The organism is Streptococcus vulneris, from assembly GCF_019218685.1.
Lineage (GTDB): Bacteria > Bacillota > Bacilli > Lactobacillales > Streptococcaceae > Streptococcus > Streptococcus vulneris.
Genome location: NZ_JAHUZC010000011.1, coordinates 40,081 through 52,967 on the forward strand (window position 1 = coordinate 40,081; position 12,887 = coordinate 52,967).

At 41.3% G+C, this 12,887-nt stretch carries 15 protein-coding genes; all 15 read right to left on the bottom strand.

All coding sequences use genetic code 11. The annotated features are described in order from the left end of the window. Positions 1 to 8: 8 nt before the first annotated feature. A complete protein-coding gene (gene tpiA, locus KUA57_RS07805; RefSeq protein ID WP_000087891.1) occupies positions 9 to 767 on the bottom strand; it encodes a triose-phosphate isomerase in 759 nt (252 codons plus the stop codon). A 97-nt stretch (positions 768 to 864) separates the two neighbouring features. Then, entirely contained in the window at positions 865 to 1,542 is a 678-nt protein-coding gene (locus KUA57_RS07810) for a DnaD domain-containing protein (RefSeq protein ID WP_061864300.1), read from the bottom strand. 8 nt (positions 1,543 to 1,550) lie between these two features. Then, positions 1,551 to 2,495, bottom strand: coding sequence for a homoserine O-acetyltransferase MetA (gene metA, locus KUA57_RS07815; RefSeq protein ID WP_054367748.1), 945 nt, complete (start codon positions 2,493 to 2,495; stop codon positions 1,551 to 1,553). A gap of 182 nt (positions 2,496 to 2,677) precedes the next feature. Next, on the bottom strand, positions 2,678 to 3,190 hold the full coding sequence (locus KUA57_RS07820; protein WP_001049318.1) for an adenine phosphoribosyltransferase: 513 nt from the start codon (positions 3,188 to 3,190) through the stop codon (positions 2,678 to 2,680). Positions 3,191 to 3,276: 86 nt separating this feature from the next. Then, the gene (locus KUA57_RS07825; RefSeq protein ID WP_218494013.1) at positions 3,277 to 4,035 is read right to left on the bottom strand and encodes a class I SAM-dependent methyltransferase; all 759 of its coding nucleotides are present in this window, start codon (positions 4,033 to 4,035) and stop codon (positions 3,277 to 3,279) included. A gap of 487 nt (positions 4,036 to 4,522) precedes the next feature. Next, positions 4,523 to 5,212, bottom strand: a complete 690-nt coding sequence (rplA, locus tag KUA57_RS07830) for a 50S ribosomal protein L1 (RefSeq protein WP_001085675.1) — start codon at positions 5,210 to 5,212, stop codon at positions 4,523 to 4,525. A gap of 207 nt (positions 5,213 to 5,419) precedes the next feature. Next, complete coding sequence (gene rplK / locus KUA57_RS07835; protein WP_001085806.1) at positions 5,420 to 5,845, bottom strand: 50S ribosomal protein L11; 426 nt, start codon at positions 5,843 to 5,845, stop codon at positions 5,420 to 5,422. A 122-nt stretch (positions 5,846 to 5,967) separates the two neighbouring features. Continuing rightward, positions 5,968 to 6,684, bottom strand: coding sequence for an LD-carboxypeptidase LdcB/DacB (ldcB, locus tag KUA57_RS07840; protein WP_049510676.1), 717 nt, complete (start codon positions 6,682 to 6,684; stop codon positions 5,968 to 5,970). A 2-nt stretch (positions 6,685 to 6,686) separates the two neighbouring features. Further along, positions 6,687 to 7,157, bottom strand: a complete 471-nt coding sequence (locus KUA57_RS07845) for an HIT family protein (protein WP_218494014.1) — start codon at positions 7,155 to 7,157, stop codon at positions 6,687 to 6,689. A 1-nt stretch (position 7,158) separates the two neighbouring features. Further along, positions 7,159 to 8,196, bottom strand: a complete 1,038-nt coding sequence (locus tag KUA57_RS07850; RefSeq protein WP_218494015.1) for a M42 family metallopeptidase — start codon at positions 8,194 to 8,196, stop codon at positions 7,159 to 7,161. Between the two features lie 96 nt (positions 8,197 to 8,292). Beyond that, positions 8,293 to 9,618, bottom strand: a complete 1,326-nt coding sequence (gene brnQ, locus KUA57_RS07855) for a branched-chain amino acid transport system II carrier protein (RefSeq protein ID WP_049492399.1) — start codon at positions 9,616 to 9,618, stop codon at positions 8,293 to 8,295. A 171-nt stretch (positions 9,619 to 9,789) separates the two neighbouring features. After that, positions 9,790 to 10,077, bottom strand: a complete 288-nt coding sequence (locus KUA57_RS07860) for a rhodanese-like domain-containing protein (protein ID WP_218494016.1) — start codon at positions 10,075 to 10,077, stop codon at positions 9,790 to 9,792. Positions 10,078 to 10,190: 113 nt separating this feature from the next. Then, positions 10,191 to 10,769 carry a uracil-DNA glycosylase family protein gene (locus tag KUA57_RS07865; RefSeq protein ID WP_218494017.1) on the bottom strand — a complete coding sequence of 193 codons (579 nt, stop codon included), beginning with the start codon at positions 10,767 to 10,769 and terminating at the stop codon, positions 10,191 to 10,193. Positions 10,770 to 10,822: 53 nt separating this feature from the next. Next, on the bottom strand, positions 10,823 to 12,223 hold the full coding sequence (pepV, locus tag KUA57_RS07870; RefSeq protein ID WP_218494018.1) for a dipeptidase PepV: 1,401 nt from the start codon (positions 12,221 to 12,223) through the stop codon (positions 10,823 to 10,825). Between the two features lie 12 nt (positions 12,224 to 12,235). After that, entirely contained in the window at positions 12,236 to 12,841 is a 606-nt protein-coding gene (locus KUA57_RS07875; RefSeq protein ID WP_061589892.1) for a nitroreductase family protein, read from the bottom strand. Positions 12,842 to 12,887 lie beyond the last annotated feature (46 nt).

The following is a 12,887-nucleotide window of genomic DNA, read 5'->3' on the forward strand; positions in this document are numbered from 1 at the left end:
AACTTAGATTATTTTACAAAGTCAAGCAATGCCAAGAAGCTTTCTGCTTCAAGTGACGCACCACCTACAAGGGCACCGTCAACGTCTGGGCAAGCCATGTATGAAGCAACGTTTTCAGGTTTAACAGAACCACCGTATTGAACACGAACTTTGTCTGCAACTTCTTGACCGAAGTCAGCAGCTACAACGTCACGAACAACTTTACACATTTTTTGTGCGTCGTCTTGTGAAGCTGATTTACCAGTACCGATAGCCCAGATTGGCTCGTAAGCGATAACTGAGGCAGCAACTTGTTCAGCAGTCAATCCAGCCAATGCAGCAGATACTTGAGCACCTACAAACTCAGCAGCTTTACCAGCTTCGTAAGTTTCAAGTGACTCACCACAACAGATGATTGGAAGCATACCATTTGCAAAGATTGCTTTTGCTTTTTTGTTGATATCTTCGTCAGTTTCATGGAAGTAGTCACGGCGTTCTGAGTGACCGATAACAACGTAATCAGTACCGATTTCTTTCAAAACTTGTGGGCTAGTTTCACCAGTAAAAGCACCTGCATTTTCAAAGTAGCAGTTTTGAGCAGCAACTTTAAGGTTTGAACCTTTTGCAGCAGCAAGAACAGCTGTCAAATCAAGAGCTGGAGCAGCGATACCTGCTTCAACAAGATCTGATGAAGGAAGTTTTGACGCAACTGCTTCAACGAATGCTTTAGCTTCTTCTGGATTTTTGTTCATTTTCCAGTTACCAGCGATAAATGGTTTACGTGACATTTCACATACCTCTTTTTTCAATTTATTTTCTATTTATTTTATCACAATTATACACAGCTTGCAAATCTTACTCGGATTTCAAGCCTGCTTCCAACGATTAATCTTTCCAAAGATCCATGGCATTTCTGAAATCTGCAGATACCTGTGTCAACTGAGGATTGCTTGCTTCTCTCTCTGCTCGCTTAGCCTCGATTTGAGCCACACTTTTGATGCCTTCATGGCGCCAGTTTCTTAAAATCGCCTGAATGTACTTCCAGTTTGATTTCCCATTCAAAACAGCTTCACGAAGAGCTTCCTTAATCAAATCAGCACTGGTTCCATCTTCCTTAAGGGTCTTGGTCAAATCCTCAATCTCAAAAGGCGTCAACAAGCGCCCCAACTCCTGCTGGAAAGTTTCCACCAAATTCTTGAGCTGATTTTGAGGTGGCAACTGGTCTGAACTTGAATGAGCGGCTCCAAGCAGGTCATCCAAACGTTCCAATGCCAAACTAGCATCAAAAAGCAATTCAATTTCACCATTCAATTCGATGGTTCGATACTGAAGCAGTCCCCTCTCTGTCAGATTGGAAATAGCCTGATTGACATCCGAAATTTCCTTGCCAATCCTTTCAGCAATCTGGCTTGGGGACATTTCATCCAAACCTGTCGTATTTTGCAAATAGAAAAATTGCCAGACCAGAAAATCGTCGCTAGAAGGAAAGAGTTCCTTAAAATGCAAGAGCAGGGCACTCGGTAAAACCAAGTTCCCTGATTTAAAAGCGTCTAAATATGTCATAATTCCTCTTATAAATACCCAAATGCAGATGCATCATCTTCTATTTTTCTCCAGTCAAAAGGGGTTTCCTGATAGACGGCATAGTTCACCCAGTTACTGAAAAAGAGGGCTGCTGATGAAGACCAACAAAGACAAGGGGTCTGATTAACATCATCATCCTTAAAGTAATTTTCTGGAATATGTGGGTCTAAACCTGCGTCACGATCCCTAAAATACTCTTTTGCCAAGGTATCACGATCATATTCCAAATGCCCAAAACTATAAATTTCTCGCAAATCACGACTGGCCAAAATCGAAACCCCAACCTGAGGACCCTCTGATAAAATCTCGAGATTGGTTTTGTTTAAGACCTCTTCTTTAGAAATCTCCGTGTGCCGAGAATGAGGGGATACATAGCTATCGTCAAAGCCTCTAAAAAGAAGATGACCTTCCTTTAAGGTGTCCTGAGGATAGATACCTGATAACTTACTGTCCATCTGGTATTTTTCCACTCCATAACGCAGATAAAGCCCAGCCTGAGCACCCCAACAGATATGAAGGGTCGAATAGACATGGGTCTTGGACCACTCTATTACCTGACTGAATTCCTCCCAATAGTCCACTTCCTCAAATGGTAAATGCTCAACTGGAGCACCCGTGATAATCATCCCATCAAAATACTCGTCCTTAACCTCTGGAAAAGTTTTATAGAAGGTCTCCATGTGCTCTGAACGAGTTGTCTTAGAACGATGGCTTTCCATATAAAGAAAATCAATATCCAGTTGCAAGGGCGTATTCGCCAAATGGCGTAACAATTGGGTTTCTGTGACCATTTTCTGTGGCATGAGATTTAAAATTAAAATCTTCAAAGGACGGATATCTTGGTGGGCAGCACGTTGATCATCCATGACAAAGATGTTCTCTGTCCGTAGAATCTCAACAGCTGGTAATTTTTTATCAATTCGAATCGGCATAACCCTCTCCTAACTGTACTCTTTCAGGAATAATTGCATATGTTTGAAGCCAAATCTCAAACACCTAGTCCTTTTATTATACTGCAAGAAGATATAGTTTTCAATTATACTTTTTCTCTAACTAGCTATAGTCTATTTTTATATCCTAATGTAGAGAAAACAGCCCTAGGGACTGTTTTTGATTAATAATGCATAAGAACCTTGTAATCGTAGTCACCGATTTTTTCACGGCCATTCAATTCATCCAATTCAACAAGGAAGGCACAACCTGCTACAACACCACCAAGTTTTTCAATCATTTCGATAGTTGCCTTAACAGTTCCACCTGTTGCCAAGAGATCATCTACGATAAGAACACGTTGACCTGGCTTGATGGCATCCGCGTGCATAGTCAAGGTATCAACACCGTACTCTTTTTCATAGTCAGCAGAAATAACTTCGCGTGGCAATTTACCTGGTTTGCGAACAGGTGCGAATCCAATTCCCAACTCAAAGGCAACTGGACAGCCCACGATAAAACCACGAGCCTCAGGTCCCACGATCATATCAATTTTCTTGTCAGTAGCATATTGAACGATTTCACGAACAGCATAGCTATAAGCATTTCCATCAGCCATCAAAGGACTGATATCACGGAAGGTAATCCCTTCCTTTGGATAATTTTCAATTGTTGCAATGTAATCTTTTAAATTCATCTTTTTCTTTCTTTCAAAGTTTTTTACTCTCTATTATAGCATATTTTTTAAGAAAGAAAAAAGGAAAAGTTAACTTCAATAATTATCTAACGATTTGACGATTTATAACTAGCCATAGCAATAAAGCCCAAGTTCTTTTTATGCTTATCAAACATTTTATACATCGTTAAAAACTGCTTTCTATTCTCCTTTTTACAAGCATTTATACAAATTCTCAAAGTTCCTAGCCAACCTTCGTCATAAATCATACCTGATAATTTCATTAATGTCATTTCACCAGTCAATACTTTCACATCACGATAACCTGATTCTATCATCACCTGTTCCCAACCATCTTGAGTTAAAGGACCTACATTTACATGAATTGCTTGTGACAATTCATGTCTGATAGACTCTTTAGCTTCCTTAAGAAGCACATCATGTGTCAAAAGAAGACCTTCAGGTTTTAAAACCCTTAGATACTCCATTACACATTTTTTCTTAGCTTGATCGGCTTGCATAGTCAGCATAGCTTCATTTATAACAATATCAAAACTAGCATCTTCATAAGGAAGTTTCATTGCATTTGCTCGTTCAAAACTGATCAAATGACCAACACCTGCCGTTTCAGCAGATTTTTTAGCCACTTCTAAGGCTTGTCCATCCATATCAACAGCAGTTATCTTACAACCAAAACGCTGTGCCAACTCAATTGCTGTAGTTCCCCTATTACACGCAACCTCTAATATTCTCTTTTCTTTTGAAAATCCTCCTTCTGCAATTAACCAATCTGTGGCACGTTTTCCACCTGGACGTAAGCGTTTTTTCCCCAGTTTTGCTAAAAACTTATGACCTGCTTCTGACATTTGAACACCTCTGTTTTTTCTTCATTATAACATAAAATGATATTGTCTGACAATTCTAATCTAGTTTTTGATAAACTAGAATCAAAAGCATACAAGCTGCCATGACTATAGCATGAATCTATTAATCACCTCTCTAGTTCGAATTCAATTGCTCACGTAGTTTACGCATATAGCTTACGACTACATATTTGTACTTTAGAGTTTCTGGCCTCCTTATCCGCTATATACGCTTTACTATCACGTGCCTATTCATAGAGCCAAGATTTCTCTATCTCTTTCTCTGCCGATTCTTATTTCCAACGTCAGACTTAAACAGTCTATCCTAATTCCGTTCGATCAGCTACTCACAATAGTTAGACTTGGGAATCACTTTTGGGTTTACTAGTATATGATCCCCGCAGAGGATTTACACCTCAGATGAACGAAATGTCCGTCGCACCTAAAAAAACGAGTACTTTCGTACTCGTTCTCTGATATAAACTACTGATTAAAGTGAGTTTACGTCAACTTTGATACCAACACCTTGAGTAGTTGTGATAGTCAAGTTTGTTACGTAAGTTCCTTTAGCTGTAGCTGGTTTTGCTTTTTGGATTGTTTCGTTGAAAGCTTTGAAGTTTTCAACCAATTTTTCAGCTTCAAATGATACTTTACCGATGATTGCTTGAACGTTACCTGCACGGTCAGCACGGTAAGTGATTTTACCACCTTTAGACTCTTCAACTGCTTTAGCAACATCCATTGTTACAGTACCAGTTTTAGGGTTTGGCATCAAGTTACGTGGTCCAAGGACACGTCCAAGACGTCCAACAAGAGCCATCATGTCAGGTGTAGCAATAACTACGTCGAAGTCCAACCAACCGTCGTTGATTTTAGCAACAAGGTCATCTTCACCAACAAAGTCTGCACCAGCAGCCTTTGCTTCTTCAGCTTTTGCACCACGTGCGAAAACAAGAACGCGTGAAGTTTTACCAGTACCGTTTGGCAATACCATTGCTCCACGGATTTGTTGGTCAGCTTTTTTAACGTCGATGTTCAAGTTGTAAGCAACTTCTACAGTTGCGTCAAATTTTGCAAAGTTAGTTTCTTTTGCAAGTGCTACAGCTTCTTCTACACTGTATGCTTTTGTGCTGTCGATTTTCTCAAGAGCAGCACGAAGTTGTTTGCTTTTTTTAGCCATTTTCTATTCTCCTTGTAAGTGGTTCAATCGATTTTCATCTCCCACGTCACTTCTCGAAATGATGAAGTCTTGCGGGTTTTCAGTCTATTATTTTTCTTTTCCTACGTCGTTAAGTTCCCTTGCTGTACTCATGTACAAGCATCAGTCACTTGCCTAGTATGAAAAGCAACTAATAGACTGCTGTGAGATTTTCTACCGTGTTATTGATTAGTCAACAACAGTGAATCCCATAGAACGAGCAGTACCTTCGATCATACGCATTGCAGACTCAATGTTTGCTGCGTTCAAATCTGGCATCTTAGTTTCTGCAATTTCTTGTACTTGTGCACGAGTAACTGTAGCAACTTTAGTTTTGTTAGGTGTACCTGATCCTTTTTCAACACCTGCAGCTTTTTTCAAAAGAACAGCAGCTGGTGGTGTTTTAGTGATGAAAGTAAATGATTTATCTTCGTAAACTGAGATAACAACTGGAATGATCATACCAGCTTGGTCAGCTGTACGAGCGTTGAACTCTTTTGTGAATCCCATGATGTTGATACCAGCTTGACCAAGAGCAGGTCCAACCGGTGGAGCTGGTGTAGCTTTACCAGCAGGGATTTGCAATTTTACAAGTTTTTCGACTTTTTTAGCCATTTTTAAATCCTCCTTTGTGGTTTTGGCGGTAATTAAAGATTTTTACCTCCCACAAGTATGCTTTACACATACTCATCTATTATACACTATTTATCTAGAATTGCAAGAGAAAAGTTTATTTTTTAATCGACGTAATCTCCACCTTCAAAGCCGAAATACTCTTCCAAACTGAGGCCACTAGCTGCAATCTCTTTAGCCTCTTTTCCGACATAACGAAGGTGCCATTCCTCAGCCATATAGCCTGTTTCCTTTTCCTTACCTTTAAGATAACGGACAACAAAACCATAATCAGCCGCATGGTCCAAGAGCCATTGGGCCGCTTTTTCTTCTGTCACCAAATCACCATTTGTCCCAATCACATCAAAGGCCAAGCCTGTCTGGTGCTCGCTATAGCCAGGGCGGGCAGAGTAACGGTCTGCTGCAGCCTTTCCATCTTTATTGACATAATCTTGATAGAGGTTAGTCTGAGTCTCGTAACTTCTAAAACCACTGTATTGATCACTAATTGGGAAGCCTGCCTCTTGCATCGCTTTGATGAGTTTGACCAACTCAGCCTTAGCTGTTGGATTTTCACCTGGATTGTAGTTTTTCGATAATGGATAGTGTTTATTTGCTACGATAATTTCATCGTATTTCCCTTGGATACTGTAGTAGTCACCCTTATTAACCACTTCTGCTTTTTTCTGGGTAGCTTCTTGAGACTTATTTCCGACTGTTCCATCAACTTTGGCTGTTTGTTCTGTCTTAGCTGCTCCATCTTCATTTTTTGCTTTTTCTTGTGAACAAGCTGCTAGACCCAAGGCTAGCAAGGCTGTCAAGATAAGGTATCTTTTCTTCATTTCTACTCCTTTATTTCTAATAGGTTGTCTACTTCTGGCGATAAACAATTGACTAATTTTTTAATCTCATCCGGTTTTGCTTGGCAGGTTTCTGCTGTCATTTCTTCAAAGGGAACCCACCAGACTGGCCCACGCCCCTTTAGACCGTGACCATTCATGTCACCTCTTCGTCTAGGAAAAAGATGCCAATGAAGATGGGCATCACCATTTCCTAGCAGTTCGATATTCATTTTCTCGGCATCAAAGACCTTAGCAACTGCCTCTTGGACTAAACTCATCTCCTCTAGAAAACGGATTCTAGTTTCCTTCTCTAAATGATGCAATTCCGTGACATGTTCCTTGGCTAGAAAGAGACTATAGCCTACAAAATACTGGTGGTCTCCAATCACAAGATAGCCTGTTTCCAACTCTTTGACAAAATAGGGATTTTCTCCCTTCTTGATGAGCTCAATTCTCTGGCAAATAAGGCACATATCAATCTACCAAATCGCTCTTAAGATAGGCATCAACCATACGTTCCGTTGCAACCACCGAGTCAATATGGGTACGCTCATATGAGTGGCTAGACTCGATACCAGCACCGAGAAGGGCATGTTTGACCTCTGCACCTGCGGACATGGCCGCTGAAGCGTCAGAACCATAAAATGGATAGATATCCAGCTTAAATTGAATATCTTGTTCTTTCGCCAAGGCGACCAAATGTTGACGGAAGTCATAGTGATAAGGCCCTGAAGCATCCTTGACACAAATAGACACTGTATATTCATCTGTTTGCTGGTCATCTCCCATGGCTCCCATATCCACAGCCAGATATTCGACTACCTGAGCAGGAATATTAGAATTAGCACCATGTCCCACTTCTTCAAAGACTGAAAAAGCAAAATGGGTTGTTACTGGCAATTCAATCTTCTCTTCCTTATAAATACGAAGGAGGTTAAGCAAAATCGCTGCGCTGACCTTATCGTCCAAATGACGAGACTTGATAAAACCTGTCTCTGTCACGACGGTTCGTGGGTCAAAGCTGATAAAATCACCGACTTCAATTCCCAAGGCACGAGTTTCTTTTTCACTCCTTACTTTTGCGTCCAAACGCACTTCCATATTGTCTTGCGTGCGTTCTGCAGTTCCTGCATCCTTATAGACATGGCAAGAAGTCTGGTGGATGAGAATGGTTCCTGATACCTTTTGACCTGTACTAGCTACGTGAACGGTACAGTTTTCTCCTTCAATCATGTTCCAAGGAAAACCACCGATACGATCCATTTTGAGACGACCATCTGCTTTAACAGCACGGACAATAGCACCCAGCGTATCTACATGGGCAGTCACATAGCGGTGTTCTTCATCATTTTGACCTTTAATGGTTACATTGACACCACCCTTAGCTGTGCGAACCGGCTGGTAACCAAAACCTTCTAGAGTCTTGACTAAATAGTCCGAAATCTCACGAGTGAAACCAGTTGGCGATGCGATGGCTGTCAGTTCTTTGATATATTCTACTGTTTGATTCATTTCTTCACCTCTTTTGCTACCTATTATAACACATTTATCATCGGATAAAAAAGAAAATCACTCCTGTAGACTTGACTACAAAAGTGATTTTAATGATTATTCCATTTCAAAAACATCGCTTTCTTGCTTGTTTGGTAGAACCAATGAGAGCAAGATTCCGACAATAGCTGGCACCAACCATGGGAGAGATGCCTTGGCAAAAGGAAGAGCGTTGACAAGGCTTGCAAGAAACTCAACCTTAAACGAGCTTCCTAATACGCTTGCAATGGCAATAGCTGTAACCACAGCAATTGTCAATTGCATACCAGGTTTTGAAAGAGCCACAAATTTGTTGACAATGACAATCATAACGATGGCAATGGTGATTGGGTACAAGATAACCAGTACTGGAATGGAGTACTTGATAATCGCATCAAGACCCAAATTAGCAATGGCAAATCCAATCAAGGTAAAGGCTGTCGCATAAACCTTGTAGCTGATTTGTGGGAAGCGTTCATTAAAGAACTCAGCTGTTGACACAATCAAACCAACTGTTGTTGTGAAGCAGGTTACGGTAACCATAGCTGCAAGGAAGAGTTGGGCTGTTGAGCCAAAGATTTCTTGAGTGGCTTGTGACAAGATGTAAACACCTGGTGTTCCACCCTTCATAGCTTCAGCTGGTACCGGGAAATGATTTCCAAGGAAACCTAAACCGATATAAAGAGCGCTGAAGGCAAGGGCAACAACGATACCAACAACCCAAATAGTTGAAATGTATTCTTTCTTACTTGAAAATCCAAGTTGTTTCAAGGTTTGAACTGCGATTACACTAAAAGCAACAGAGGCAAGGGCATCCAAGGTATTATAACCTTCTAGGAAACCTGTCCCAAAGGCAGAAGCTTGATAAGCAGCTGAAGCAGCTTGAGGACTTGTTCCACCGTATTTGAAAGCTCCTAAAACAACCAAGATAACGATCAAAATCGCAAAGACTGGTGTTAAAATACGGCCGATACGGTCCAAGATTTTTGATGGATTAAGCGAGATTAAATACGCCGCTGCAAAGTAAAGCACGGTAAAGACAATCAAGCCAAGCCCTTTATTTGCATCCGACAAAAGGGGGCTAATCCCTACTTCGTAAGCCGTTGTAGCAGTACGTGGAATAGCAAAGAATGGACCGATTGACAAGTAAAGAACTGAGAGGTAAAGAGTCGCAAACCAAGGCGCTATCTTTGTTGAAATCTCGTAGATGTATCCTTTAGGATTTAGCGTTCCAATAATAAGGGTCAAGACGGCGATACCGACGCCTGAAAAGACAAAACCTGCGATGGCAGGAAGAAAATGTTCTCCAGATAGAGCACCCAGAGAAGGCGGAAAAATCAAGTTTCCCGCACCAAAAAATATTCCAAACAGGAGTAAACCTGTTAGGGCACCTTTTTTAGCCATGTAAATCTCCTTCATATTTATAAAATACTGACCTAGTATATCATGAATAGGAGTATGAAAAAAGCTTCACGAAGTAAATATTGAATGTTTTCAAGATTCTTAAAAATGAGAATTATCTAAAAATAACATTCTCCTACCTAGTTCACACCAAGTAGGAGAAAATTGTAATGTTTAAAATTCTTCAAAAGCTATCATGCCACCTTGGACATTGATAACCTCATAACCTTGTTCAGCTAGAAATTGACAAGCACGCGCCGATCTCATTCCAGATTTACAAATAATATAATGCAAGCGATCTTTGTCCAACTGATCATAGGTATCAGCCAATTGACTAAGTGGCAGGTTATGTGCGCCTTCTAAATGAAGAGCGTCAAACTCATCCACTTCTCTCACGTCCACTAGAGAAAGTTGGTCGTTTTGGTAAAGCTGGTAAAATGCGTCAAAGGAAATTTCTTTCATTCTTTTTCTCCTAATACTCTTCGAAAATCTCTTCAAACCACGTCAGCGTCGCCTTACCGTACTCAAGTACAGCCTGCGGCTAGCTTCCTAGTTTGTTCTTTGATTTTCATTGACTATAAAATTGCTTTAATTCTTTTTTTCAAATCTGGCACCACTTCTGACTCAAACCAAGGATTTTTGGCCATCCAGATTTGATTTCGCGGTGAGGGGTGAACTAGTGGAAAATAGGTTGGCAAGTAGTTCTGGTAATGTTTTACCCGTTCTGTCACCTTGCCACTAATTTTTTCCTGTAAATAGTAGGCTTGAGCATATTGCCCAATCAAGAGGGTCAATTGAATATCTGGCAATTCTTGCAAGAGCTGAGGATGCCATTTTTCAGCAAAACCTGCTCGCGGTGGCAAATCACCTGAATTGCCATGCCCTGGAAAGTAGAAATCCATGGGTAAAACCGCAAAATAACCTGAATTGTAAAAGGTATCTTCATCCACACCTAACCAGTCCCGCAAGCGGTCACCACTTTTGTCCTTCCAGTAAAGGCCTGCTTCTTGGGTTTTAAGTCCCGGTGCCTGACCGACGATATTGATGCGAGCAGTCTTTGGCGCTGCAAAGAGAGGCTCGATGCCACGCTTTGTATAGGTAGCATTCTGCGGATCTGCCATAATAGCCTGCTTGATTCTTTCAATTTGAGACATCTACTTTCCCTCCAAAAAGAAGTCTAAGCATACAATCTCAGACTTCTATCGTTTTATTTGATCAATTCGTAAATAGCTTCGGCATAGATTGCTGCAGCTCGGAAGAGATCGTCCAAGGCGATAAATTCATTGGCTTGGTGCATGGTATCAATTGAGTCTGGGAACATAGCACCGTAGGCAACACCGCGTTCTAGCAAACGACCAAAGGTCCCACCACCAATGACTTGCTCATGACCTTGTAGGCCTGTTTGTTTTTCATAGACATTCAACAAGGTTTGAACAAGTGGATCTTCCATTGGCACATAGTGAGGCGTGTGACCGTGTTCAGAAAGGCTAACAGAAGCAACTGGCAAGTTTTCAAGGATTGACTTGATTTGCTCAGGACTTGTTCCTTTCGGATAACGAATGTTAAGGGCAATGGTATTATCAACACTTGTTTCGTCAAAGCGGAAGACACCGGCATTCATAGAAAGGGCGCCCATCTTTTCGTCCACATGGGCAATCTTGAGACTTTCACCCTCATGGTCGTTCAAAAGAATCTTACCAGCAATATCAAGGTAGTCTTTTGCTGGTCCAGTAAAGTCAAACTGGCTGAGGAAGAGGGCTAGGTAAGTCGCACCATTGACACCTGAAGCAGGCATGGCACCATGGGCTGATTTCCCAATGATAGTCACCTTGTATTGACCAGCTTCTTCGTGAATTTCTCCTCTGAGTTTGTGTTCTGCAACAAAGGCATCTAATTTAACTTGCAAGTCAGTCAAGTCACCTGAAACGACTGCTGTTGCTGATTCAGGTACCATATTTTCACGCAAACCACCTGTAAAGCTATGAAGACGAGCAGCACCTGCATTTTCACCTGCAAAGTGGAGATATTCTGTAATGTTTCCTTTTTCACCGTTGATGATAGGGAATTCAGCATCTGGTGAGAAACCGAAGTCTGGTTTTGCAAGTCCTACGTGCTCGAAGTAGTAGTCCATGTCTGCCCAGCCTGATTCTTCATCAGTTCCGACAATGAAGCGAACTTTCTTAGAAGTTGGAAGGCCTAGTTCTTTGATGATTTTCAAGCCATAGTAACAAGCTGTTGTAGGTCCCTTGTCATCAGAAGCACCACGCGCATAAAGACGACCATCTTTGATAGTTGGTGTGTAAGGGTCTGTGTCCCAACCGCTACCAGCAGGCACTACGTCCATATGGGCAAAGATTCCGAGGACTTCTTCTCCATCACCAAACTCGAAATGCCCTGCGTAGTTATCAACATTCTTAGTTGGGTAGCCATCACGGTCTGCGATTTCAAGGAATTTCTCCAAGGCTTTTACTGGCCCAGGACCAAATGGATGTTCAGCATCCGCCTTGCTGTCATCACGTTCTGAGTTAATTTCCAAAAGGCTAAACAAGTCAGCCAAGAGGTCTTCTTTGCGTTTTTCTACTTCTGCTGTAAAATCAATTGCTGTCATAATATCTTCCTTCTATCTTTTCTCGATGATTTCATCTACTGGCAAGCGGTAACTTGGTTCTAATTTTTCGTCCGTATAGCCTACCGTAATCAAAAGTTCTGGGCGGAAACGGTCTTCGATGTCCAAAACTTCGTTGATTTTTGATTTGTCAAAACCAAGAATCAGATTTGACCCGATTCCTTGGTCTGTAAGAGCGAGAACCAAGTTCATAGCAACCAAACCTGCATTGAGGGCTAGATAGTCACTGACCTGCTGTTCATTGTAACGGGCAAATTCAGCAGGCAAATTCTTCATAAAGTACTGAAGTTGTTCTTCTGAGAAATTCTTTGCACCACCGACACGGGCAATCTTGCGAGCGCGTTTCGCTAAGTCCGTATCTGTAAAGAGGGCAATAGTTACAGGCGCTGATGATACCTGCTCAAAGTTGGAACCGTAAGCCAACTTTGCCAATTCAGCATTTTTCTCACGAACCACCACAAATTTCCAAGGCTGGCTGTTGTGGGCGCTTGGAGCCAAGGTTGCAATTTCGATAGCCGTACGCACATCTTTTGGATCAACTGGCTTATCAGTGAACTGCTTAGTCGCATGACGTTTTTTATTTAATTCAAGAAATTTCATAATCGATTTCCTTTTCTAATTCTACTGCTTCCATTCTACCATAATT

Bases quoted from the DNA above. Each gene is read 5' to 3' on its own strand.
- tpiA (WP_000087891.1), bottom strand. From the start codon at position 767: ATGTCACGTAAACCATTTATCGCTGGTAACTGGAAAATGAACAAAAAT.
- KUA57_RS07810 (WP_061864300.1), bottom strand. From the start codon at position 1,542: ATGACATATTTAGACGCTTTTAAATCAGGGAACTTGGTTTTACCGAGT.
- metA (WP_054367748.1), bottom strand. From the start codon at position 2,495: ATGCCGATTCGAATTGATAAAAAATTACCAGCTGTTGAGATTCTACGG.
- KUA57_RS07820 (WP_001049318.1), bottom strand. From the start codon at position 3,190: ATGAATTTAAAAGATTACATTGCAACAATTGAAAATTATCCAAAGGAA.
- KUA57_RS07825 (WP_218494013.1), bottom strand. From the start codon at position 4,035: ATGTCAGAAGCAGGTCATAAGTTTTTAGCAAAACTGGGGAAAAAACGC.
- rplA (WP_001085675.1), bottom strand. From the start codon at position 5,212: ATGGCTAAAAAAAGCAAACAACTTCGTGCTGCTCTTGAGAAAATCGAC.
- rplK (WP_001085806.1), bottom strand. From the start codon at position 5,845: ATGGCTAAAAAAGTCGAAAAACTTGTAAAATTGCAAATCCCTGCTGGT.
- ldcB (WP_049510676.1), bottom strand. From the start codon at position 6,684: ATGAAGAAAAGATACCTTATCTTGACAGCCTTGCTAGCCTTGGGTCTA.
- KUA57_RS07845 (WP_218494014.1), bottom strand. From the start codon at position 7,157: ATGTGCCTTATTTGCCAGAGAATTGAGCTCATCAAGAAGGGAGAAAAT.
- KUA57_RS07850 (WP_218494015.1), bottom strand. From the start codon at position 8,196: ATGAATCAAACAGTAGAATATATCAAAGAACTGACAGCCATCGCATCG.
- brnQ (WP_049492399.1), bottom strand. From the start codon at position 9,618: ATGGCTAAAAAAGGTGCCCTAACAGGTTTACTCCTGTTTGGAATATTT.
- KUA57_RS07860 (WP_218494016.1), bottom strand. From the start codon at position 10,077: ATGAAAGAAATTTCCTTTGACGCATTTTACCAGCTTTACCAAAACGAC.
- KUA57_RS07865 (WP_218494017.1), bottom strand. From the start codon at position 10,769: ATGTCTCAAATTGAAAGAATCAAGCAGGCTATTATGGCAGATCCGCAG.
- pepV (WP_218494018.1), bottom strand. From the start codon at position 12,223: ATGACAGCAATTGATTTTACAGCAGAAGTAGAAAAACGCAAAGAAGAC.
- KUA57_RS07875 (WP_061589892.1), bottom strand. From the start codon at position 12,841: ATGAAATTTCTTGAATTAAATAAAAAACGTCATGCGACTAAGCAGTTC.